At 62.8% G+C, this 21,632-nt stretch carries 18 protein-coding genes and 1 riboswitch; of the genes, 12 read left to right on the plus strand and 6 right to left on the minus strand.

Annotated features, from left to right (window positions below; genetic code table 11):
- Positions 1-69 precede the first annotated feature (69 nt).
- From J3P97_RS02335 to hldE, 5 genes are all read left to right on the plus strand, one after another.
- Positions 70-1,152 (plus strand): O-antigen ligase family protein, encoded by a 1,083-nt coding sequence (locus tag J3P97_RS02335; RefSeq protein ID WP_434673394.1) that lies wholly within the window; start codon positions 70-72, stop codon positions 1,150-1,152.
- A gap of 73 nt (positions 1,153-1,225) precedes the next feature.
- The gene (gene msbA / locus J3P97_RS02340) at positions 1,226-3,016 is read left to right on the plus strand and encodes a lipid A export permease/ATP-binding protein MsbA (protein WP_305497257.1); all 1,791 of its coding nucleotides are present in this window, start codon (positions 1,226-1,228) and stop codon (positions 3,014-3,016) included.
- On the plus strand, positions 3,016-3,912 hold the full coding sequence (locus J3P97_RS02345) for a GNAT family N-acetyltransferase (protein ID WP_434631519.1): 897 nt from the start codon (positions 3,016-3,018) through the stop codon (positions 3,910-3,912). Before msbA ends, J3P97_RS02345 begins: the two co-directional genes overlap by 1 nt.
- Before the next feature lie 37 nt (positions 3,913-3,949).
- On the plus strand, positions 3,950-5,383 hold the full coding sequence (locus J3P97_RS02350) for a PIG-L deacetylase family protein (protein WP_434673395.1): 1,434 nt from the start codon (positions 3,950-3,952) through the stop codon (positions 5,381-5,383).
- A gap of 115 nt (positions 5,384-5,498) precedes the next feature.
- Positions 5,499-6,920 carry a bifunctional D-glycero-beta-D-manno-heptose-7-phosphate kinase/D-glycero-beta-D-manno-heptose 1-phosphate adenylyltransferase HldE gene (gene hldE / locus J3P97_RS02355; RefSeq protein WP_434570040.1) on the plus strand — a complete coding sequence of 474 codons (1,422 nt, stop codon included), beginning with the start codon at positions 5,499-5,501 and terminating at the stop codon, positions 6,918-6,920.
- 155 nt (positions 6,921-7,075) lie between these two features.
- Here the strand turns inward: hldE and J3P97_RS02360 are convergent, their stop codons facing one another.
- From J3P97_RS02360 to J3P97_RS02375, 4 genes are all read right to left on the minus strand, one after another.
- On the minus strand, positions 7,076-8,041 hold the full coding sequence (locus J3P97_RS02360) for a metal ABC transporter ATPase (protein WP_305497250.1): 966 nt from the start codon (positions 8,039-8,041) through the stop codon (positions 7,076-7,078).
- 33 nt (positions 8,042-8,074) lie between these two features.
- Positions 8,075-8,887 carry an aldo/keto reductase gene (locus J3P97_RS02365; protein WP_434602633.1) on the minus strand — a complete coding sequence of 271 codons (813 nt, stop codon included), beginning with the start codon at positions 8,885-8,887 and terminating at the stop codon, positions 8,075-8,077.
- A complete protein-coding gene (locus J3P97_RS02370) occupies positions 8,884-10,059 on the minus strand; it encodes an NAD(P)/FAD-dependent oxidoreductase (RefSeq protein ID WP_305497248.1) in 1,176 nt (391 codons plus the stop codon). The genes J3P97_RS02365 and J3P97_RS02370 overlap by 4 nt, the downstream gene beginning before the upstream one ends.
- 217 nt (positions 10,060-10,276) lie before the next feature.
- Positions 10,277-10,609 (minus strand): DMT family transporter, encoded by a 333-nt coding sequence (locus J3P97_RS02375; protein ID WP_434602635.1) that lies wholly within the window; start codon positions 10,607-10,609, stop codon positions 10,277-10,279.
- Between the two features lie 104 nt (positions 10,610-10,713).
- Here J3P97_RS02375 and J3P97_RS02380 point away from each other — a divergent pair, with 104 nt between their 5' ends.
- Complete coding sequence (locus J3P97_RS02380) at positions 10,714-11,604, plus strand: LysR family transcriptional regulator (RefSeq protein WP_434673396.1); 891 nt, start codon at positions 10,714-10,716, stop codon at positions 11,602-11,604.
- A gap of 22 nt (positions 11,605-11,626) precedes the next feature.
- Complete coding sequence (waaA, locus tag J3P97_RS02385) at positions 11,627-12,901, plus strand: lipid IV(A) 3-deoxy-D-manno-octulosonic acid transferase (RefSeq protein WP_434673397.1); 1,275 nt, start codon at positions 11,627-11,629, stop codon at positions 12,899-12,901.
- A gap of 159 nt (positions 12,902-13,060) precedes the next feature.
- Here waaA and J3P97_RS02390 read toward each other — a convergent pair whose 3' ends face one another.
- Positions 13,061-14,500 (minus strand): TolC family outer membrane protein, encoded by a 1,440-nt coding sequence (locus J3P97_RS02390; protein WP_434570033.1) that lies wholly within the window; start codon positions 14,498-14,500, stop codon positions 13,061-13,063.
- A gap of 157 nt (positions 14,501-14,657) precedes the next feature.
- A riboswitch (TPP riboswitch) is annotated at positions 14,658-14,763 on the plus strand.
- A 175-nt stretch (positions 14,764-14,938) separates the two neighbouring features.
- Here J3P97_RS02390 and thiC point away from each other — a divergent pair.
- Both thiC and cytX read left to right on the plus strand, forming a co-directional pair.
- Positions 14,939-16,828, plus strand: coding sequence for a phosphomethylpyrimidine synthase ThiC (gene thiC, locus J3P97_RS02395; protein WP_434673398.1), 1,890 nt, complete (start codon positions 14,939-14,941; stop codon positions 16,826-16,828).
- Positions 16,829-16,999: 171 nt separating this feature from the next.
- On the plus strand, positions 17,000-18,292 hold the full coding sequence (gene cytX, locus J3P97_RS02400; RefSeq protein WP_434673399.1) for a putative hydroxymethylpyrimidine transporter CytX: 1,293 nt from the start codon (positions 17,000-17,002) through the stop codon (positions 18,290-18,292).
- Here cytX and J3P97_RS02405 read toward each other — a convergent pair.
- Positions 18,261-19,007 (minus strand): DUF3298 domain-containing protein, encoded by a 747-nt coding sequence (locus tag J3P97_RS02405; RefSeq protein WP_434570027.1) that lies wholly within the window; start codon positions 19,005-19,007, stop codon positions 18,261-18,263. The genes cytX and J3P97_RS02405 overlap by 32 nt on opposite strands.
- 214 nt (positions 19,008-19,221) lie before the next feature.
- Between J3P97_RS02405 and J3P97_RS02410 the strand changes: the two genes are divergently transcribed.
- The 3 genes from J3P97_RS02410 to cpdA all read left to right on the plus strand — a co-directional run bounded on the left by J3P97_RS02410 (position 19,222) and on the right by cpdA (position 21,196).
- Complete coding sequence (locus J3P97_RS02410; RefSeq protein ID WP_434626392.1) at positions 19,222-19,839, plus strand: NUDIX domain-containing protein; 618 nt, start codon at positions 19,222-19,224, stop codon at positions 19,837-19,839.
- The gene (locus tag J3P97_RS02415) at positions 19,830-20,282 is read left to right on the plus strand and encodes a DUF1249 domain-containing protein (protein ID WP_003186471.1); all 453 of its coding nucleotides are present in this window, start codon (positions 19,830-19,832) and stop codon (positions 20,280-20,282) included. The genes J3P97_RS02410 and J3P97_RS02415 overlap by 10 nt, the downstream gene beginning before the upstream one ends.
- A 98-nt stretch (positions 20,283-20,380) precedes the next feature.
- A complete protein-coding gene (gene cpdA, locus J3P97_RS02420) occupies positions 20,381-21,196 on the plus strand; it encodes a 3',5'-cyclic-AMP phosphodiesterase (RefSeq protein ID WP_434602641.1) in 816 nt (271 codons plus the stop codon).
- Positions 21,197-21,632 lie beyond the last annotated feature (436 nt).

Below are 21,632 nucleotides of genomic sequence, written 5' to 3' on the forward strand. Positions count from 1 at the left end.
GTCGATAGAGACAATCTGACGATATGGGCATCCATCGGCTTCCTTGTGCTGTTGTGTGGAGCATGGGTGTTGCCCAGCAACAAGCTGTACCACCAGTTGTTGATTTTCCTGTTGTGGTTGCCCGCTTTGTTGGGGCTGCTGCATCGGGATTTCCGCTCGATGCTCAAGTTGCCCGAATGCGCACTTTTCGCCGTGCTAGTGGCCTGGACGCTGGCAGTGCTGATGGTCGAGGGCGGCGATAACGCCTTGGGCAAGAGCAAGGTGGTTCTCTACGTGACGTTGACCCTGGCAGGCGTGCTGCTGGCTGCGCATAATCGCCACTGGCGGCTGGAGTCCATGGTGCTGGGGGCGTCGATTCTCGGCGGGTTATTCGCAGCCGCGTCCTGGGTGTATTTCTACGGGCTCAGTGCCCGGCCTTTGAGCGACCGGTTGATTGCCATCGGGCTGTGGGATACGCCGATCATGGCTGCCCATGCGGTGGGGAGCCTGGCGATCATGGGCGTTTTCACCTGGCGATCCAGGCACCTGAAACCTGCTTTGATGGCGCTGCTGATGGTCGCGGCGCTGGGCTACCTGTTATTTCTGGGTTCCAACCAGACCCGTGGGGTGTGGATCGGGCTGGGCGCCTGTCTACTGGTGATGGCCATGGCGCGACCTTCGCGCCTGGGCGGCGCGCTGGTTGCCCTGGTCGTGGCGGGGGTGGCCCTGGTTGCCGCATTCGAGCCGGAAATCCTGCTGCAGCGGGGCCTGTCTTATCGTCCCCAACTGTGGCAGGGCGGTGTTCACTTGATGCTCGATCACTGGACGATGGGCGTGGGGTTCCATTCCTACCTGATTCCCGTCCCTGAAATTGGCCAGGCTTTCAAGCATCCGCACAATCTGTTCCTGGATACCGGTGTGCGCCTTGGCGTGCCTGGCCTGCTGCTGTTTGGCGGGCTGTGGCTGGTCGCAGGCTGGAGAGGCTGGATGTGCCGCGCGCAACCGCTGGGCCAGGTGTTGTTGGCGCTCTGGGTCTTCGCATCGGTTTCCTTGATGACCGACGGCATTGGCTTGTGGCTCAAACCCAATGCGGACTGGTTGGTCACCTGGCTGCCCATTGCGTTGAGCATCGTGCTGGCTGCCCGAGGTCGCGTTGCAGGGACTTCCTCCTGACTGAACCGATGTAATTGGTTCGCTGTTACAATCCGCAGCTTGTCTGTCTTTTCAAACGTGCGAGGCGCACCGAATGGCCAATTCCGACCAGCAATCGAGCATGAAGATTTACTTGCGATTGCTGAAATACGTTCTCCCGTATTGGGGCGCTTTCGCCGTCAGTATCGTTGGCTTCGTGTTGTTTGCATCCAGCCAGCCGATGCTGGCGGACATGCTCAAGCATTTTCTCGACGCGCTGCAAAAGCCCAATGACACCCGCTTCATGGGGGTCTCGCTGGTGCTCGGGGTGCCGCTGCTGATCGTGCTGATCGCGGTTTACCAGGGGATCGGTTCGTTCCTGGGCAACTACTACCTGGCCAAGGTCGCCCGGGGCGTCGTCCATGACTTGCGTTGCGCGCTGTTCGACAACCTGTTGACCTTGCCCAACCGTTATTTCGACAACCATAACTCCGGCCACCTGATTTCCCGTATCACCTACAACGTGACCATGGTCACCGGCGCCGCCACCGATGCCATCAAGGTTGTCATCCGGGAAGGCCTGACCGTGGTGTTCCTGTTCGGCTACCTGCTTTACAGCAACTGGAAAATGACCCTGGTATTGCTGGCGATCCTGCCGGTCATTGCCGTGCTGGTGAGTAGCGCCAGCAAGAAATTCCGTAAGCAGAGCAAGAAGATCCAGGTGGCGATGGGCGATGTGACCCACGTGGCGTCGGAAACCATCCAGGGCTACCGCGTGGTACGCAGCTTCGGCGGCGAACACTACGAAATCGAGCGGTTTCACAAGGCCAGCGCCGACAACATGAACCGCAGCCTGGGCATGACGCGGACCCAGTCGATCTACACGCCGATGCTGCAACTGGTGATCTATATCGGCATGGCCGTGTTGATGTACCTGGTGCTTTACCTGCGTGGCGACGCCTCGGCAGGGGAACTGGTCGCCTACATCACCGCCGCCGGTCTGCTACCCAAGCCTATCCGCCAGTTGTCGGAAGTCAGCGCCACGATCCAGAAAGGACTGGCCGCGGCGGAAAGCATTTTCGAGCAGCTCGACGAAGAGCCCGAAATCGATACCGGCACCCAGGAAATGGTCCGGGTCAACGGTCGCCTGGAAGTGCGCAACCTGAGCTTCCAATACCCGGGTACGGAAAAGCTGGTGCTCGACGATATCTCCTTCACCGCCGAAGAGGGCCAGATGATCGCCCTGGTAGGGCGCTCGGGCAGCGGCAAGTCGACCCTTGCCAACCTCATCCCACGGTTCTATCACCACGACAAGGGCCAGATATTGCTCGACGGCGTGGATGTCGAGCAGTACCGGTTGACCAACCTGCGTCGGCACATCGCCCTGGTGAACCAGCAGGTCACGCTGTTCAACGACAGTGTCACCAACAACATCGCCTATGGCGATCTTGCCGGCGCACCGTTTGAAGACGTCCGCAGGGCTGCCGAAGATGCCTACGCGGCTGAGTTCATCGAGCAGATGCCCCAGGGTTACGACACCCTGGTGGGCGAGAATGGCGTGCTGCTGTCCGGCGGCCAGCGCCAGCGCCTGGCGATTGCCCGGGCGTTGCTCAAGAACGCTCCGCTGCTGATCCTCGATGAAGCTACCTCGGCGCTGGACACCGAGTCCGAGCGGCACATCCAGGCAGCCCTCGACCAGGTAATGAAAGGGCGCACCACGTTGGTCATCGCCCACCGGTTGTCGACGATCGAGAAAGCCGATCTCATCCTGCTGATGGACAAGGGTCGTATTGTCGAGCGCGGTACCCACGCCGAGTTGCTGGCGCTGAATGGCTTCTACGCACGCTTGCACGAGAAGGACTTCGTCGAGGCTGCCGACGAGGTGGCGAAGGAGACCTTCGTTTGATCCTGAGTTACTGGCGGGCCTGGCGCGAAAACGGTTGGACCCCCATAGACGCCGTGGCTTATGCCCAGGCCTGGCATCAATTCGGTGGCAGCGTGGCGACACACCCTGATGTGGTCGAGCGCCTGGCCGGGCTGGTGGGCATTCCGGTGCGCTACCTGGGCTGGCTCGTTGACGGCCAGCTGTGTGCCGCCATGCCTACCTGGGGCCGGCATGTGGCGCTGTCCAAGGATGTGCTCAAGCGTGAAGGCAAGCGTGGCATGCTCGACCTCGGCAATGCCGAGGTCATCCTGCCCGTCAGCCAAGGCGCCCAGGTTCGCCTGCGGCACCGCATGCGGTATGTGTCCGAACTGAATGCACCGCACATCATCGGTCTCGCCGAACAACCCGAAGGCCTGGCGCTGGCGCGTGAGCCCGAGGACTACAGCAAGAAGTTTCGCTACAACCAGCGCCGCGAGCAGCGTCTGCTGGAAGACGCCGGTGGCAGTATCCGGCCAATGCTCGACCTGAGCCCCGGCGAGCAGGCTGCGGTGTATGCGGACCTGTTCCAGCGTCGCTGGAACTTCGAAGCCCCCGGCAAGACCCATCTGGCCGAGGTGTTCAGCCTGATGCGCGAATTCATGACCGGCTCGCTGATCTATTTGAATGACGAACCGGTGGCGATCCAGATTCTGTATCGGGTCGAGGCGCCCGGCTGGTTCAGCCTGGAATATATCAATGGCGGGGTTGACCCGCAGAGCCGCGATTTCAGCCCGGGCAGCGTACTCAGCTTCGTCAACACCCAGGCACAATGGGAGCACGCCCGGGCGGCGGGCAAACCGTTGCGCTACTCGTTCGGCCGCGCCGATCGCGAATACAAGGATCGCTGGTGCAACCGGGTTCCGGTCTACCAGGTTTGAGCGAGGACACGCAGCTGATGAACGAGGGAACAGCACCGTGAGCGCACGCAAGCAGCAACTGCTCAAACGCCATCGTCAACGCAAGCGCCTGGTTCTGGCCGGCGCGCTGCTGGCGGCGCTGGTGCTCGGCTTCACGGTCTCGTGGTGGTCGTTGCCGGTGTTTCTCCTGTTGGGCTGGGTGGCTCATGAAGCGTGGTTCTCCGATCATCTGTTCTATGCTCCGAGCGACGATTATCGCTATGACTTTCCGCCAGATACCCCGCAATTTCCCGTCACGCTGAGCGGCGGACGCCTGCAGGTCGCGGGTGAGTTCGATGCCCGGCAGACGCTGATCCTCCAGGTGCGGGTAAAAAGTCATTGGCTGGGGCGCTTCCTCGACCCGCGGGTGTGGATCGGTGAGGATCGCCAGGATCTTGAACGGGGCGTCTGTGGCGAGCGCTTCATCAATTTGTCCGGGCAAGAGGCGGCGCTGTCGGCCGGAACCCTGGCCTTGCGCGGACGTTTTTGCAGCCTGGCTCCCCAGGCTATGTTGCATGTACTGAGCAACCCGGATTTCGCCCGGCAGCGCCTGCTGATCGTCGCGCCCCATGCCGATGACGCCGAACTCGCGGCGTTCGGGCTGTACAGCCGTGCCAGCGAGGTTGCGATCGTTACGCTGACCCAGGGTGAAATCGAGGCCGAGCGTTATCGCGACATGGGCCTGGATCCCGCCGAGGCCGCTCGTCTCAAGGGTCGCCTGCGCAGTTGGGACAGCCTGGCCGTGCCATTGTGGGGGGGCGTGGCGCAACAGCAGTGCGTGCAGCTGGGTTACTACTGCCTGCAATTGGAGGCCATGGCCAAGACGCCGGACCAGGCCTTTGGCTCGCGGGAGTCGGGCGAGAGCGATATCCGCGAAGCCCGGCGGTTCAATGCCTTGAACCTGCCGGGTGACGCGGATGGCCTGCCGACGTGGCGCAACCTGGTGGCCGACCTTGCGCGGCTGCTCGAACATCACCGGCCCGAGGTGGTGCTGACGCCGCACCCCGAGCTGGACCCGCACAGCGATCATGTCGCCAGTACCCGGGCGCTGATGGAGGCGATCGAACTCAGCACCTGGCGGCCACAGACATTGCTGCTCTATGCCAATCACCTGCACGACAACGACCGCTGGCCGATGGGCCCGGCAGGCCATGGCATTGCGCTGCCGCCGGCCATCGAACCGTTGCCGGCCGATGGGTTGTGGAGCCCGTCGCTGGACGCTTCCACCCGCATGGACAAGGCCATGGCCCTTGGCATGCAGCATGACTTGCAGGGCCGACCTCCATTCAAGCGACGGCTGCGCCGTATCATCCAGCGACTGCTGGCCGGGCGCCGCTGGCCCAGCACCGGAGAAGACGAATTTTTCCGCAAGGCGGTTCGGCGCCACGAGCTCTTCTGGGTCCGGCAGCTGAATGGGACGCCGCGGGAGGACGACCAGGCCCGTCGACCTTGAACCGTCGGGGTGCCTGGGCCAGCCCGTGCATCTCATCCGATAACCGCCATGGACGAGCCTTCCCCAACCCTGTGCTAATATCGCGCCCCTGTTCATTTTGTATGTGGGATGCTCCATGAAGTTGTCCATGCCGCGATTCGATCAAGCCCCTGTATTGGTGGTCGGCGATGTCATGCTCGACCGCTATTGGCATGGCGGTACATCACGGATTTCCCCCGAGGCACCGGTGCCGGTGGTCAGGGTCGAGCATATCGAGGATCGGCCAGGTGGCGCCGCCAACGTCGCCCTGAACATTGCCGCGCTCGGCGCACCGGCGTCCCTGGTCGGCGTGACCGGCGACGACGAAGCCGCCGACAGCCTGGCCAACAGCCTCAAGGGCGCGGGCGTGCGGGCGATATTCCAGCGCATTGCGCACCAGCCGACGATCGTCAAGTTGCGGGTCATCAGCCGCCATCAACAACTGTTGCGGATCGACTTCGAAGAACCGTTTGCCACCGATCCCCTGGCCCTTGGCGCCGAGGTCGATCAACTGCTCGAAGGTATCAAGGTGCTGGTGTTGTCGGACTACGGCAAGGGCGCCTTGAAAAATCACCAGACGCTGATCCAGGCGGCTCGTGCCCGGGGTATTCCGGTGTTGGCCGACCCCAAGGGCAAGGATTTTTCCATCTACCGTGGCGCGAGCCTGATCACCCCGAACCTCAGCGAATTCGAGACCATCGTCGGTGGCTGCGCCGACGAGCACGAGCTGGTGAGCAAAGGCGCACAGCTGATGCACGACCTGGAGCTCGGTGCGCTGCTGGTCACCCGGGGCGAACATGGCATGACCTTGTTGCGTCCCGATCATCCGGCGCTGCACCTGCCGGCCCGTGCCCGTGAGGTATTCGACGTGACGGGTGCCGGCGATACGGTGATTTCCACACTGGCGGCGGCCATTGCCGCTGGCGAGGAACTGCCTCATGCGGTGGCCCTGGCGAACCTGGCGGCGGGTATCGTGGTTGGTAAACTGGGTACGGCGGCCATCAGCGCTCCGGAGCTGCGTCGCGCCATCCAGCGTGAAGAGGGTTCCGAGCGTGGCGTGCTCGGGCTGGAGCAGTTGCTGCTGGCCGTCGACGACGCCCGCGCGCACAACGAAACAATCGTGTTCACCAACGGTTGCTTTGACATCCTCCATGCCGGCCATGTGACGTACCTCGAACAAGCCAGAGCCCAAGGCGATCGTCTGATCGTCGCGGTCAACGACGATGCCTCCGTGAGCCGTCTCAAAGGGCCGGGCCGGCCGATCAACAGCGTTGACCGCCGCATGGCGGTGCTGGCCGGCCTTGGCGCGGTGGACTGGGTGATCAGCTTCAGCGAAGGCACGCCGGAAAACCTGCTGCGTCAGGTCAAGCCGGACGTGCTGGTCAAGGGCGGTGACTATGGCATCGACCAGGTCGTCGGCGCCGATATCGTCGCGGCTTATGGCGGCACCGTGAAGGTGCTGGGGCTGGTGGAGAACAGCTCGACGACGGCGATTGTGGAGAAGATCCGCAATAACTGAGCCTTTGCCGTCGAGCTAGCCCCATGGTTGGGGAGCTCTTGTGGCGAGGGAGCTTGCTCCCGCTTGGGTGCGCAGCGCCCATGAAAATGGGGGTCGCTGCGCAACCCAGCGGGAGCAAGCTCCCTCGCCACAAGAGCATTTTCAGGTCACTTTGACTAACGCACCACCTTGCGTGGCACGATCTTCTTGAGCAACTGCCGGGCCTTGCCCTTCAATCGGGTCAGCCCGGATTCTTTTCCTGGTGGCGTCAGCCCTTGCTGGCGCAGCCAGTCCTTCCAGCGAATCCGCTCCTCGCGCACCAGCCAGCCGTCCTGCCGGGCGAAGCTCTCCGCCAGATACAAGCCTCGGGTGCTGGCCGGGTATAACTGGTCCTTCTTCAACGTATACAGCTCGGGCAAGGGTTGCCCGTCCTGCAGCGGCATCAGGTAGAGATCGGGCCGCTTGCGGTCCAGGCGCGCGACCAGTTGGTCGCCCTCCAGGCGTTCATCGACATGGAACAGGCTCAGGGACTTGGCTTCCTTGGGCACATCCAGGCGCAAGTCGTAGATCAACTGCAGCGATGCCGTGGGCAAATGGACGTAGGCCCTTGGGCGTTCGATCAATTGCAGGTTGGCGCAGCGCACCGGGCGAGCCGAGCCCGATAGCGGGGCCAGCCGAAACGGCAAGGCCTCACGGTAATGCAGGGCGCTTGAATAGGGCGCCGGCAACCACGTGTCGTTGAAACGTCCGCCGAGCCAGCCTTCAGGGGTTTCCAGCAGGCATTCTTCGGCAATTTCGTTGATCGCGGTGAGCAGCGGCAGATTCAGTTCATGGGCCGGGACGTAGCCGGAAATCAGCTTGAGCACTACATCGCCGCGATCCTGTCGGCGTTGACGCACGAGCACCCAATAATCGCGGTTCTGCCAATGCAGCGTCAGGCGCACCGAGACGCCCAGGTTCGCCAGCTCCACGGAAAAACGCTCGGCATCGTCGACTGTCACGGGGCGGCGCCGCTGCAAGGTCTGGGCGAAATTCAGCGGCATGCCCACGCTCTGGTATGTCAGGCCTTCGGGCGTTGCTTCGACAGCGAGGGGCAGGGTCTTGAAGTTGCTCGGGTTTTTTCTGATGAGCGTACGCGGCATATCGGCTCCTTGCTTAAGACCGCGTAGGCGGCGTCAGTTTTTACGCAGGACCTTGGCTACGGTCGAGACGTTATGGGCGAGGTGCAGCGGATTGATGGTGCCGACAATAGCACTGGCAACCCCGGGATGCTCAAACAACAGTTCGAAGCTGGTGCGAACCGGGTCTTCGCCGGGGTTCAGGCAGACGTGACCGCTGGCCAGGGCTTTTTTTACCAGGATCGCCTTGCCGTGCTCGCTTGCGTAGTCAATGACCGCCTTTTCGCTTCGTTCGTTCAGATTGTAGGTGACCATCGCACAATCACCTTGCTCCAGGGCTTTCAAGCCACCGTCGACGGTCTTGCCGGAGAAACCGAAGCCACCGATCTTGCCCTCGCGCTTGAGGGCCGCCAGCGTCGGGTAGACCTCGCTGTCGTTGAGGATCGCCAGGTCGTTGCCGTCCGAGTGCACCAGTATCAGGTCGATATACTCGGTTTCCAGGCGTTTGAGACTGCGCTCCACCGAAAACCGCGTATGGGCGGCGCTGAAGTCGTGGCGCGACTGGCCATCACTGAATTCTTCACCGACCTTGCTGACGATCACCCAGTCGTGACGCTGGCCGCGCAGCAGTGGGCCGAGGCGTTCTTCGCTGTGCCCATAAGCCGGCGCGGTGTCGATCAGGTTGATGCCCAGCTCGCGGGCCAGCTTGAGCAGCATGCGCGCTTCGCTGTCATCCGGGATGCGAAAACCGTTGGGGTACTTGACGCCCTGGTCGCGGCCAAGCTTGACCGTGCCCAGGCCCAGGGGAGAAACCAGCGGGCCGTTATGGCCCAGCGGGCGATGCAGGTCGTGCAGGGTCGGTAGGCTCATGGCAGCAATTGCTCCCAGGCGGGGACGCCCATGGGCGGTTTCGGCAGGGCCGGCAGCGGGGCGGGGTGGCTGGGCTGGATGCCGTCGCGTTGCAGCGCGGTGATGACCCGGTCGGAAAAATCCGGGGCCAGTGCCAGCTTGGTCGGCCAACCCACCAGCAGGCGTCCCTGCTCGGCGACAAAGGCATTGTCCGGACGGGTCAGGCCCGATTGCAGCGGTTCGGCGCGCGCGACCCGCAGCGTGGCCCATTGCGCCGTACTGAGGTCGATCCATGGCAGCAACTGGCTGATTTCTTTCTGGGCGACGGCAATCTGCGCGGCGGGTTCGCGGGCGACGGCATCGCCCTCGGCGAGGTCGCCACCCAGGTACCAGACCCACTGGCCGTCGGCTGCCGGGTGGGTGGTCACGGTGACGCGCGGCTTTGGTCCGCCGCCCAGGCAGTGCGCATACAACGGCTTGAGGCTCGGCCCCTTGACCAGCACCATGTGCAGCGGCCGGGTCTGCATGGCCGGCTGATCCAGGCCAAGGGCCTTGAGCAAGTCGGCAGTGCCTCCGCCAGCACTAAGGACAATGCGTTGGGCGCGGATCTCGCGGTCGTCGACCTTCAGCCCGACCAGCTCGCCCTGTTCGTGCAAGGGTTCGATGCGCTGCCCGGCCAGCAGGCTGTCGCCGGCCAGGTCCGCCAGGCGGGCAATCAGGCTGGGAACGTCCACCACCAGCTCGGCCAGGCGGTAAACCTTGCCCTTGAAGCGCTTGTCCTGCAGGGCCGGCGGCAGTTGCTCGCCTTTGACCTGGTCGACGCGACCGCGCACGGCCTTGCTGGCGAAGAAACTGGTCAGGTTGCCGGCCAGGGTGCCGGGAGACCAGAGGTAATGAGCGTCAGACAACATGCGTACGCCGGATAGATCCAGCTCACCGTCGCCCTTCAGGGCTTCGCGCCAGCGTCGCGGCATGTCGGCGATGGCTTCCGAGGCGCCGGTCAGGGCTCCGTGCAGCGCGTATTTGGCGCCCCCATGGATAATGCCCTGGGATTTGACACTCTGCCCGCCACCGAGGCTGGCGCTTTCCACCAGCACGGTTGAAAACCCCTGGCGGCGCAAGCGCGCGTTCAGCCAGAGGCCGGCGACTCCGGCGCCGACAATCAGGATGTCGGTGGAAATAACGGATGGCATGCAGCGACCTCAGTGTTCAAGACGAGGGCGCAGTATACAGACTCGGTGCTGGTGGAATTTGCTGATGGTCAACGTGACAAGTTGCGAAAGGCGTTTGTGGCGAGGGAGCTTGCTCCCGCTGGGCTGCGTAGCGGCCCTGAAGGCTTGGGACCGCTGCGCGATCCAGCGGGAGCAAGCTCCCTCGCCACGATGCATTCCAGTCCATAAACAATGTGTTTCAGTGCCCGGCGGTTTTGGAAAACAACTGAATCACCACCACCCCCAGCACGATCAACGCCATCCCCAGCATCGCCGGTATGTCGAGTTTCTGGCCGTAGATGAACAGCGCCGCCACGCTGACCATGACGATGCCCATCCCGGCCCAGACCGCGTAGGCCACGCCTACCGGTACGGTGCGCACCACCAGCGTCAGCATCCAGAACGCAATGCCGTAACCGGCGACGACCAGCAGCAGGGGCAGCGGTGTGCTCAAGCCTTTGACCGCTTTCATCGAAACGGTGGCGATCACTTCGGCGCAGATGGCGATGGCCAGGTAGTAATAGGCGTTCATGGGCAGATCCTCATTGGCGGGTTGCGTGTTTCGATGGGGCCATTCTAGGGAACGAACAGATGCGGTAAAGTCATTACCTATCTGTGATGGAGATAGGTCGTGTCATGAATGTTCAATGGAATCTGGAGCAGTTGCGGCTGTTTGTCGGTGTGGCCGAGAAACGCTCGTTTTCCGCCGTGGCTCGGGACCAGCGCAAGGCGCAATCGGCCATCAGCAGCGCGATTGCCCTGCTCGAAGCCGACCTTGGCGTGAACCTGTTCGAGCGCAGCAGCGGTCGCCAGCCCCGGCTCACCGATGCGGGCGAGACGCTGCTGGAAGAGGCGCGGGAAGTTTTGCGCCAATGCGAGCGGCTCAACGGTCGAGCCCTGGCCTTGATGCGCGGGCAGGAGGCTTCGCTGCGCCTGGCCCAGGATGAAGCCATGCCCTATCAACCGGTAATCGACAGCCTGGTGGCGCTGGCCGAGCAGTTTCCAACGCTCGAAGTGCAGCTGGCCAGCGCCGCCCAGGGCGACGTGGCGCGCAAACTGGTGGAGCGTCGCGCCGATCTCGGCTTGCTGTTCTATCACGATCAGATCCCCGAGGCGCTGGAGCGGCGGGTACTGGGCAGCGTCGAGATGGTCACGGTGTGCGGCCGGGGCCATCCACTGGCGCACCATGGCTATGTGTCGTGCCGGGAAATGGCCCGGCACCGGCAGTTGCTGATGGCGACCCAGGCCAGCGTTTACCCCGGCAGCGAGCAGGCCAGCCCGCAGGTCTGGCGCGCCGACAGCTTCTATGTGCTGGCCGAATGGCTGAGGAGTGGCCTGGGCTGGGCCTGGCTCCCTCGCCACGTTGTGCAATACCCGGCCTATCTGGGAGAGATGGTCGAGCTGAGCAGCGAATGGACCCCGCCGGCCCTGGTGGTGGAGCTGGTCTGGCGTCGCGATGAACCGCTGGGCCCGGCCGCGCGCTGGCTGGCGGAACGTTTTGCCGTGCAGTTGCAGGCGATTGGCTGAAAAACCGATAAACTCCGCCGCCATGAACAGAACTCTCTATAGCGCATTGTTTTATCTGGGGCTGCCGCTGGTGGCGATTCGGCTGTGGTTGCGGGCACGCAAGGCGCCGGCGTATGCCCGCCGCATCGGCGAGCGGTTTGCGTGGGGCTTGCCGACGCTGGTGCCGGGCGGCATCTGGGTCCATGCGGTGTCGGTGGGCGAGAGCATTGCCGCCGCGCCGATGATCCGCGCCTTGCTGCAACGTTATCCACAGCTGCCGATCACGGTGACGTGCATGACGCCCACCGGTTCGGAGCGGATCAAGGCGTTGTTCGCCGAGGAGCCGCGCGTCCAGCACTGCTATCTGCCTTATGACCTGCCTTGCGCAGCCAGGCGTTTTCTCGACCAGGTCCGGCCGAAACTGGCGGTGATCATGGAAACCGAGCTGTGGCCCAACCACATCCATCAGTGCGCCAGGCGCGGTATCCCGGTGGCGTTGGCCAATGCCCGGCTGTCGGAGCGTTCGGCGCGCGGTTATGCGCGCTTCCCCAGGCTCACCCGGCCGATGCTCGGCGAGATGAGCCTGTTTGCCGTGCAGACCGAAGCCGAAGCCGAGCGGTTTCGCCAACTCGGTGCCCGAGCCGAAACCGTCGAGGTGACGGGCTCGATCAAGTTCGACCTGACCATCGACCCGCAACTGCTCGAAAGCGCCAGCGCCTTGCGCCGCCAATGGCAAGCCGTGGAGCGCCCGGTGTGGATCGCCGCCAGTACCCATGAGGGTGAGGATGAAGTGGTATTGGCAGCCCACCAACGGCTGCTCGCCAGTTATCCCGATGCGTTGTTGATCCTGGTGCCGCGGCATCCGGAACGCTTCGATTCGGTGGCGCAGTTGTGTGAGCGTGAAAGTTTCGCCACGGTTCGGCGTTCCAGTGCGCAACCGGTCACTGCACAGGCATCGGTGCTGCTGGGCGACACCATGGGCGAGCTGCTGTTTCTCTACGCGCTGGCCGACAGCGCTTTTGTCGGCGGCAGCCTGGTGCCCAACGGCGGGCACAACCTGCTCGAACCGGCGGCGCTGGCAAAACCGGTCCTCAGTGGCCCACATCTGTTCAACTTCCTCGAAATCGCCGCGCAACTAAGGGCGGCCGGGGCATTGCAGGAAGTCGAAGATGCCGAAAGCCTGGCCCTGGCGGTACAGCGCCTGTTCGAACTGCCCCGCGATGCCCAGCGCATGGCCGAGGCGGGGTTGAAGGTGATGCGCAGCAACCAGGGCGCGTTGCAGCGATTGCTGGACGGGTTGGGGCGGTTGCTCGATTGAGCCTTTGTGGCGAGGGAGCTTGCTCCCGCTCGGCTGCGAAGCAGTCGTAAAATCGGCACTACCGTTCTGGCTGGCGGAACGCGGTGACTGGCCTTGGGCCTGCTTGGCAGGCCAGCGGGAGCAAGCTCCCTCGCCACAGGGGGATTGCTTGCAGGTGTGCTACTGCGCCGGCCGCGAGCGCAACTGCTCTGCGGCGGCCTGTGCCAGGTCCGGCGGCAGGAAGTCCTTGTCCGGGTTGTAGTCGGGCTTGAGGTAGCGGGACAGGGCCTGCAGGTCTTCCGGGCTCAACGTCCCGGCGGCCTGCTTGAGGCGCAGGTTGTCGAGGATGTAGTCGTACCGGGCATTGTTGTAATCGCGCACCGAAGTGTACAGCTGGCGCTGGGCGTCGAGCACATCGACGATGTTGCGGGTGCCCACCTGATAGCCGATTTCCGTGGCGTCCACCGCGCTCTGGTTGGAAATGATCGACTGGCGCCGGGCCTGGACCTGTTCCACATCGGTGTTCACCGCACGGTGCAGGTTGCGGGTGTTCTCCACCACCTGCCGACGCAGGCCTTCGCGCTGCTGCTCGGTCTGGGTGAGTTGCGAGTAGGACTCGCGCACCTGGGAGCTGGTCAGCCCGCCGCTGTAGATCGGAATACTCAATTGCAGGCCGATGGTGCGTTGCTCCGCGTCGCCACCGTAGCGCTGGCCGGTGGGGCTCGGGTTGGTAAAGCCGAGGCCGTCGTTGTCACCTTTGCGGTACTGGGCGATTGCATCGAGGGTTGGCGCGTGGCCGGCCTTGCGCTGGCGCAAGGTGTCTTCGGCGGCGTCGACGGCGTAATTGCTGGCCAGCAGGTTGAGGTTCTGCTTGGCGGCAGTGTCTACCCAGGCCTTGGCGTCGTTGGGCGCCGGCGGCAGGATCGGCAGGGTGTGGACGACGCCCTGGATCGCATTGTATTGGCGATTGGTCAGGGTGATCAGCGCTTCGAAGGCATCTTCGACCTGGCGCTGCGCGATGATCCGGTTGGCCCGGGCGGTATCGTAGCTGGCCTGGGATTGCAGCACGTCGGTCTTGTCCGACAGGCCGACGTCGAAGCGTTCGTTGGACTGGTCGAGCTGGCGCTTGAACGCGGCTTCCTCGGCCTTGGTCGAGGCCAGGTTGTCCTGGCTGCGCAGCACATTGAAATAAGCTTCGGCGCTTTGCAGGATCAGGTTCTGCTCGGTGGCCGACAACTGCAGCGACGCTTGTTCATTGACCGATTTGGCGGCCTGCAACTGGAACCAGCGGTCGGCGCGGAAAATCGGCTGGGACAAGGTGGCCTGGTACACCGTCGAGCTGCGGGTGGCGGTCATCGCCGGCTGGTCGAGCTCGGTGCGGGTGTTGTTCAGGTCGGCTCCGGCCGAAAGATTGGGCAACAGCCCGGCGCGGGCCTGGGGCACCACTTCTTTCTGCGCGCCGTATTGGGCGCGGGCGGCGGCCAGGTCGGCGTTGTTGTCCACCGCTTCCTGGTACACGCTGACCAGGTCGGTTCGGGTGGATAACGGGGCTTCGGCGGCCCAGGCCATTCCATTGGTCGCACAAGACACGGCAAGGGCCAGTGAGAGTTTGCGCAGCATGAGGCGATCCCTACGTTCAAGATTGAATGCGCATAACAGGCGCGCGGCGTAGCGAGTGTAGTTGCGCCTACGCACGGCAACAATCCTGTATATGCGCCATTCATCACGGCTTTTGCCCTGGCGATGGCGTTCTGCGCCGGTTGTGTCTAGACTGGCCGGGTTCTTGTCGGGGTGCCTTGCTATGAGGCTGAGATCGAATAATTTCGGATCCCGTTGAACCTGATCAGGTTAGCGCCTGCGTAGGGAACAAGATTTCTCGTCACCCGGCGAGTCCTCTTGTGCTTCGTCCGGGATGTTGTTCGACAATCGACTTTCGATCTTCGAACAGGCTCGAGCAGCAAGCACAGCGTTCGCACTTTCGTGCAGGGACGCGTCCATTCGCCACAGGTTCGCTCCGACAAAAATCCACTGCCTGGATGTGTGTCTGGAGAGCCCGTGATGACGACAAAATCAAAAAACGCGACCAACCTCAGTGAATCGGCCCAGGTCGATCAGCAATCGGTCCAACCGTTTACCCGCTCGCAAAAAATCTACGTCCAGGGCAGTCGCCCGGATATCCGCGTGCCGATGCGCGAAATCAGCCTCGACGTGACCCCCACCGACTTCGGCGGCGAAATCAACGCGCCAGTGGTGGTGTATGACACCTCGGGGCCCTACACCGACCCGAACGTGGCCATTGATGTGCGCAAGGGCCTGGCCGATGTGCGCTCGCCGTGGATCGAAGCCCGTGGCGACACCGAGCGTCTCGCCGGCCTGAGTTCCAATTTCGGCCAGGAACGCCTGGCCGATCCCGAGCTGACCAAGCTGCGCTTCGCCCATGTAAACAACCCGCGTCGCGCCAGGCCGGGCGCCAACGTCAGCCAGATGCACTACGCGCGCCAAGGCATCATCACCGCTGAGATGGAGTACGTCGCCATCCGCGAAAACATGAAGCTGGAAGTGGCCCGCGCCGCCGGCCTGCTGGACCAGCAACATGCTGGTCACAGCTTCGGCGCCAGCGTGCCGAAAGTCATCACCCCGGAATTCGTCCGTGACGAAATCGCCCGTGGCCGCGCGATCATCCCGGCCAACATCAACCACACCGAACTGGAACCGATGATCATCGGCCGTAACTTCCTGGTGAAGATCAACGGCAACATCGGCAACAGCGCGCTGGGTTCGTCCATCGAAGAAGAAGTGGCGAAGCTGACATGGGGCATCCGCTGGGGTTCGGACACGGTCATGGACCTGTCCACCGGCAAGCACATCCATGAAACCCGCGAGTGGATCATCCGCAACTCGCCGGTGCCGATCGGTACCGTGCCGATCTACCAGGCCCTGGAAAAAGTCGGCGGCGTGGCCGAAGACCTGACCTGGGAGCTGTTCCGCGACACGCTGATCGAACAGGCCGAGCAGGGCGTCGACTACTTCACCATCCATGCCGGCGTGTTGCTGCGTTACGTGCCGATGACCGCCAAGCGCGTCACCGGTATCGTCAGCCGTGGCGGTTCGATCATGGCCAAGTGGTGCCTGGCGCACCACAAGGAAAACTTCCTCTACACCCACTTCGAAGACATCTGCGAAATCATGAAGGCCTACGACGTCAGCTTCTCGCTGGGCGACGGCCTGCGTCCGGGCTCGATTGCCGACGCCAACGACGAAGCGCAGTTCGGCGAGCTGGAAACCCTCGGCGAGCTGACCAAGATCGCCTGGAAGCACGACGTGCAGTGCATGATCGAAGGCCCCGGCCACGTGCCGATGCAGTTGATCAAGGAGAACATGGACAAGCAGCTGGAATGCTGTGACGAGGCGCCGTTCTACACTCTTGGCCCGCTGACCACCGACATTGCGCCGGGCTACGATCACATCACCTCCGGCATCGGCGCGGCGATGATCGGCTGGTTCGGGTGCGCGATGCTCTGCTACGTCACGCCGAAGGAACACCTCGGCTTGCCGAACAAGGATGACGTCAAGACCGGGATCATCACCTACAAGATCGCCGCCCATGCGGCCGACCTTGCCAAGGGCCACCCGGGCGCGCAGATCCGTGACAACGCCTTGAGCAAGGCGCGGTTCGAGTTCCGCTGGGAAGACCAGTTCAACCTCGGCCTCGACCCGGACACCGCCCGCTCGTACCACGACGAAACCCTGCCGAAGGACTCGGCCAAGGTCGCGCATTTCTGTTCGATGTGCGGGCCGAAATTCTGCTCAATGAAAATCACCCAGGAAGTGCGTGAGTACGCGGCCAACCAGCGCATTGAAGCGGTGGATGTCGAGGTCGCCCAAGGCCTGGCGGAGCAGGCGGAGCGGTTCAAGAAGGAAGGTAGTCAGCTTTACAAGAAAGTGTGATCTGAGCTGAGGGCGGTGGTGATCTTGCCGCCGCCTTCGCGAGCAGGCTCGCTCCCACAATGGATCTGCGGTGAACACAAGATTTGTGAACCACCGAGTTCCACTGTGGGAGCGAGCCTGCTCGCGAAAGCCATCACCAGAACAACAATTATCTCTCTGAGAAAACAACCCTTGAACATCCAACCCAGCATCTATTCCCCAGACACCGCCGTGCCCCTGGACAAACGCGTCTTCGGCGCCCGCGATCTGTTTTCCCTGTGGTTCTCCCTGGGCATCGGCCTGATGGTCTTGCAGGTCGGCGCCTTGCTTGCGCCGGGCCTGGGCTTGAGCGGTTCGTTGCTGGCGATTTTCCTCGGCACGCTGGTGGGCGTCCTGCTGTTGGCGGCGGTCGGGGTGATTGGCAGCGACACCGGCCTGTCAGCGATGGCCGCGCTCAAGCTCAGCCTCGGTGGCAAGGGCGCGAGCGTGCCGGCGCTGTTGAACCTGCTGCAATTGATCGGCTGGGGCTCGTTCGAAATCATTGTCATGCGCGATGCCGCCAGCCTGCTCGGCGCGCGGGCCTTCAGCGAAGGCAGCCTGGGCTCCAATCCATTGTTGTGGACGCTGTTCTTCGGCGCGTTGGCGACCCTGCTCGCGGTGAGCGGGCCGCTGACCTTCGTACGCAAAATCCTGCGCAAATGGGGCATCTGGTTGCTGCTGGCGGCGTGCATCTGGTTGACCTGGAACCTGTTCGCCAAGGCCGATCTGCCGGCGCTGTGGGCCCAGGCCGGCGACGGTTCGATGTCGCTGGCGGTGGGTTTTGACATCGCCATCGCCATGCCGCTCTCCTGGTTGCCGCTGATCGCCGACTACTCGCGCTTCGGCAAACGCGCCAGAAACGTCTTCGGCGGCACGGCCGTGGGCTTCTTCGTCGGTAACGTCTGGCTGATGAGCCTCGGCGTGGCCTACACCCTGGCGTTCGCGCCGAGCGGTGAAGTCAACGCGTTGCTGCTGGCCCTGGCCGGTGCCGGGTTGGGTATTCCGCTGTTGCTGATTCTTCTGGACGAGTCGGAAAACGCTTTCGCCGACATCCACTCGGCGGCGGTGTCGACGAGCATGTTGTCGGGGCTGAAGGTCGAGCACCTGGCCTTGGCGATTGGTGTCATCTGCACCGTGATCGCCTGCTTCGCGCCGCTGGCGCAGTACCAGAACTTCCTGTTGCTGATCGGCTCGGTGTTCGCGCCGCTGTTCGGCGTGGTACTGGTGGATCACTTCATCCTGCGCAAGCGCAGCAGCCAGGTGCGCTCAGTCGCGTTGCGCTGGCCGGCGTTGTTGGCCTGGCTGGGCGGGGTGAGTACCTACCACCTGCTGGCCAACTTCTATCCGGACATCGGCGCTACCCTGCCGTCGCTGATCCTGGCAGGGGTGCTGCAATTGTTGCTGGGCCGGGCTTTCAGCTACGGCCGGGAAACAGCTCGGGCTTGAGGATGCCGTTGAGGCGGGGGTAGGCGATCTTCAATTCGATGTGGCCCAGGGCGTACGGCGCGATGGTGCTCACTTCGTATTTGAGGATCACCCCGCCGTAGGTCAGCGCGATGTGCGGGGTTTTCTGGAAGGACCACTGCTTCAGGAATTCCGGTTCCTGATCCAGCTTGGTGCTGATCAGCCAGCTGTTGTGGGCCACTTGCGCGGCTTTCCAGAAGGCTTCTTCCTGGCCCGGCAGCAGCATGTCCGACAGCGTCAGCACTTTTTGCTGCTGGCGCGAATAATTGATGAAACCGCGACCAGGGGTGCCGTGAGCGCCGCCGGTGTCCAGATAGCTGGACAGCTCGATGATCACCAGGCCGTCATGTTGCTCACGTACCTTGGCCTGCAGATAGCTGCTGTTGCGCGGCGCTGCGCTGCGCAGAAACTGCTCGCGATAGGCGGCCAGCGTCGGCGCCAACGGGGCGTCCGGGGTGGTGCGGGTCATTTGCAGCAGACGTTTTTCGATGATGCCATCCAGCGCGGGCTCGGTAGGGAAATGCAGGGTGTCGATGTTGACCAGCGGGCAGTCGGCGCTGGCGCAGCCAGGCTGCAATTGCTCCGACGCATCGCGAGTGGTCTCCAGCGGGGCGCGGTAATTGGGTTGGAACAGGCTCTGGCAAGCGCCCAGGATCAGGGCAATGGCGGCCAGCGAAGCAATCTTGAAAAGCGACATGGGCGTCCTTCGTGAAACAGGGAAAGGCAAAAAGTTACCCGCTTCGACTGTCGGCAGGGCAATCAGTTCGCCACTAAGCTCATTAGAGTTCTTTCACCTTCTGCCGTCCATCCCGATCAGTGGAAAGGGGCTGCATCAAACGGTACGGGCGCGTTAGGATGGCGCGAAGCCGAGGTTGGAACCTCGCATCGTTCCACTGCACACGAGGATTGTCATGACCGATTTCGCCAACGCCACACCGAGCAACGTGGACATCGTCAAGCGTGAAACCTGCTTCAAGGGTTTCTATAAGCTCGACCGCCTCGTCTTGCGCCACGAGCTGTTTGCCGGTGGCATGAGCCGTGAGATCAGTCGTGAACTGTTTGTACGTCATGATGCGGTGTGTGTGCTGCCCTACGATCCGCAGCGCGACGAAGTGGTATTGATAGAGCAGTTTCGCGTGGGTGCCATTGGCAAGGCCGCCAATCCCTGGTTGGTTGAACTGGTGGCTGGTCTGATCGACAAGGACGAGCAACCGGAAGAAGTTGCTCATCGCGAAGCGCAGGAGGAAGCTGGGCTGGTCTTCGCTGCGCTCTGGCCGATGACCAAATATTTCCCGTCGCCGGGCGGCAGCAATGAGTTCGTGCATCTTTACCTGGGGCGTTGCGACAGTACGGGGGCCGGCGGCCTGCATGGCCTGCTGGAAGAGGCTGAAGATATCCGCGTAAAGACCTGGGCATTCGAAGACGCCCTGCAAGCGGTGCGCGACGGACGTATCTGCAACGCGGCCAGCATCATTGCCTTGCAATGGCTGGCCTTGAATCGAGATGAAGTGAGGGGGCTATGGTCCTGAACAAGCTGCGCGATCGTTATCGCGTCGACCTGGTGGGGTTGCAGGCTGCCTGCGAGGCCAACTACGCCCGCCTGATGCGCTTGTTGCCGGACATGCGCAACGACCCGGCACCGCGCCGCATCGCCGTGACCCACGGCGACCAGATGCTCGGCGTACTGGCCCTGGAAGTACTGCAGACCTGTCCATACACCACCACATTGCAGGTGCGCCAGGAGCACAGCCTGCCCTGGCTGCCGGTGCCGCAGCTGGAAGTGCAGGTCTATCACGATGCACGCATGGCCGAAGTGGTCAGTGCCGAACATGCACGACGCTTTCGCGGCATCTATCCTTACCCCAATGCGTCAATGCACCAGCCGGACGAAAAGGCCCAGTTGAACCTGTTCCTGGGCGAGTGGCTGAGTCATTGCCTGGCGCTGGGCCACGAGTTCGAAGTCGTACGGTAGTTGTGAACCGGTTCCGGTTCGCGGGTTTCCCCTTTCGATCGTCCCCCAGCATAATTGCCGCTCATGCAACGGCGTGATTGCGCCTGGGAGAAAGCGATTTGCCGAGCGTATCCAGCTTGACCACTGCCGACGCGGCGCTGCTGGTCCAACTGTCTGACAGCCATTTGTTCGCCGAGGCCGATGCTTCGTTGCTGGGTATGAACACCCGTGACAGCTTGCGGGCGGTGGTTGACCTCGTACTCCGGCAGCAACCGGATATCGACCTGATGCTCGCCACGGGCGACTTGTCCCAGGACGGTACGCTGCAATCCTACGAGGCATTTCGGCAACTGACTGCGCGTATCGATGCGCCGGCGCGGTGGATTCCGGGCAATCATGATGAGCCGCAGGTGATGCTTGAGGCGGCGGTGCAGAGCACGTTGCTCGATCCGGTGGTGGACATCGGCAATTGGCGAGTCACTCTGTTGGATTCAGCCGTGCCAGGTTCGGTGCCGGGTTTTTTGGCCGAGGAGCAGTTGATTCTGTTGGCCAATGCCTTGAGCGAGGCGCCGGAGCGGCATCATCTGGTGTGTCTGCATCATCATCCGGTGTCGATTGGTTGTGCGTGGATGGAGCCGATCGGGTTGCGCAATCCGGAGGCGCTGTTTGCGGTGTTGGATCGGTTTCCGCAGGTGCGGGCGGTGTTGTGGGGGCATGTGCATCAGGAAATAGACCGGGTGCGCGAGGGGGTTCGTTTGTTGGCTTCGCCTTCGACCTGTATCCAGTTTGAGCCGGGGAGTGAGGATTTTGCGGTGGGCTCGCAGGCGCCAGGGTATCGGTGGTTGCGGTTGTTGCCGGATGGGCGATTGGAGACGGGGGTTGAGCGGTTGGTTGGGTTTGCGTTTACGCCTGACTACGGATCCAACGGCTATTGAGTTCGATCTAGCTGGACTGACCCCAAACTGTGGGAGCGAGCCTGCTCGCGATGGCGGCCTTGCAGCCGGCCAGGGGTTTGTTGACCGGTTACATATCCATTGCTGCGGTAACGGCTGCTTGGGGTTCCGCCCTTACGGCGGGTCACTTTTTTCAGACGCCAAAAAAGTAACCAAAAAGTCTTTGCCCCACCACTCGGTGCCTCGCCAAGGCTCGGCATGCCCTCACTCCGGCATTGCTCCGTGGGCCCGCCGCGAAGGGCCGTCCCTGGCTATCCCGGCATCCATGCCGGGATGCCCACTGCGCAATGCCTGCGTTCGGCCATCGTGGTTAACGGGGCGCCCAAGATCAAGATCAAAATCAAGATCAAGATCTAAGCGAGGCGGCCTGGCAGCCGGCCTTATTCTCACGAGGTACGCCGGTTTTAATGTGGGAGCG

Origin of the sequence: Pseudomonas sp. R1-15 (genome assembly GCF_051132085.1) — a bacterium.
Lineage (GTDB): Bacteria > Pseudomonadota > Gammaproteobacteria > Pseudomonadales > Pseudomonadaceae > Aquipseudomonas.

Bases quoted from the DNA above. Each gene is read 5' to 3' on its own strand.
- msbA (WP_305497257.1), top strand. From the start codon at position 1,226: ATGGCCAATTCCGACCAGCAATCGAGCATGAAGATTTACTTGCGATTG.
- hldE (WP_434570040.1), top strand. From the start codon at position 5,499: ATGAAGTTGTCCATGCCGCGATTCGATCAAGCCCCTGTATTGGTGGTC.
- J3P97_RS02360 (WP_305497250.1), bottom strand. From the start codon at position 8,041: ATGCCGCGTACGCTCATCAGAAAAAACCCGAGCAACTTCAAGACCCTG.
- J3P97_RS02365 (WP_434602633.1), bottom strand. From the start codon at position 8,887: ATGAGCCTACCGACCCTGCACGACCTGCATCGCCCGCTGGGCCATAAC.
- J3P97_RS02370 (WP_305497248.1), bottom strand. From the start codon at position 10,059: ATGCCATCCGTTATTTCCACCGACATCCTGATTGTCGGCGCCGGAGTC.
- J3P97_RS02375 (WP_434602635.1), bottom strand. From the start codon at position 10,609: ATGAACGCCTATTACTACCTGGCCATCGCCATCTGCGCCGAAGTGATC.
- J3P97_RS02380 (WP_434673396.1), top strand. From the start codon at position 10,714: ATGAATGTTCAATGGAATCTGGAGCAGTTGCGGCTGTTTGTCGGTGTG.
- waaA (WP_434673397.1), top strand. From the start codon at position 11,627: ATGAACAGAACTCTCTATAGCGCATTGTTTTATCTGGGGCTGCCGCTG.
- J3P97_RS02390 (WP_434570033.1), bottom strand. From the start codon at position 14,500: ATGCTGCGCAAACTCTCACTGGCCCTTGCCGTGTCTTGTGCGACCAAT.
- thiC (WP_434673398.1), top strand. From the start codon at position 14,939: ATGACGACAAAATCAAAAAACGCGACCAACCTCAGTGAATCGGCCCAG.
- J3P97_RS02405 (WP_434570027.1), bottom strand. From the start codon at position 19,007: ATGTCGCTTTTCAAGATTGCTTCGCTGGCCGCCATTGCCCTGATCCTG.
- J3P97_RS02410 (WP_434626392.1), top strand. From the start codon at position 19,222: ATGACCGATTTCGCCAACGCCACACCGAGCAACGTGGACATCGTCAAG.
- J3P97_RS02415 (WP_003186471.1), top strand. From the start codon at position 19,830: ATGGTCCTGAACAAGCTGCGCGATCGTTATCGCGTCGACCTGGTGGGG.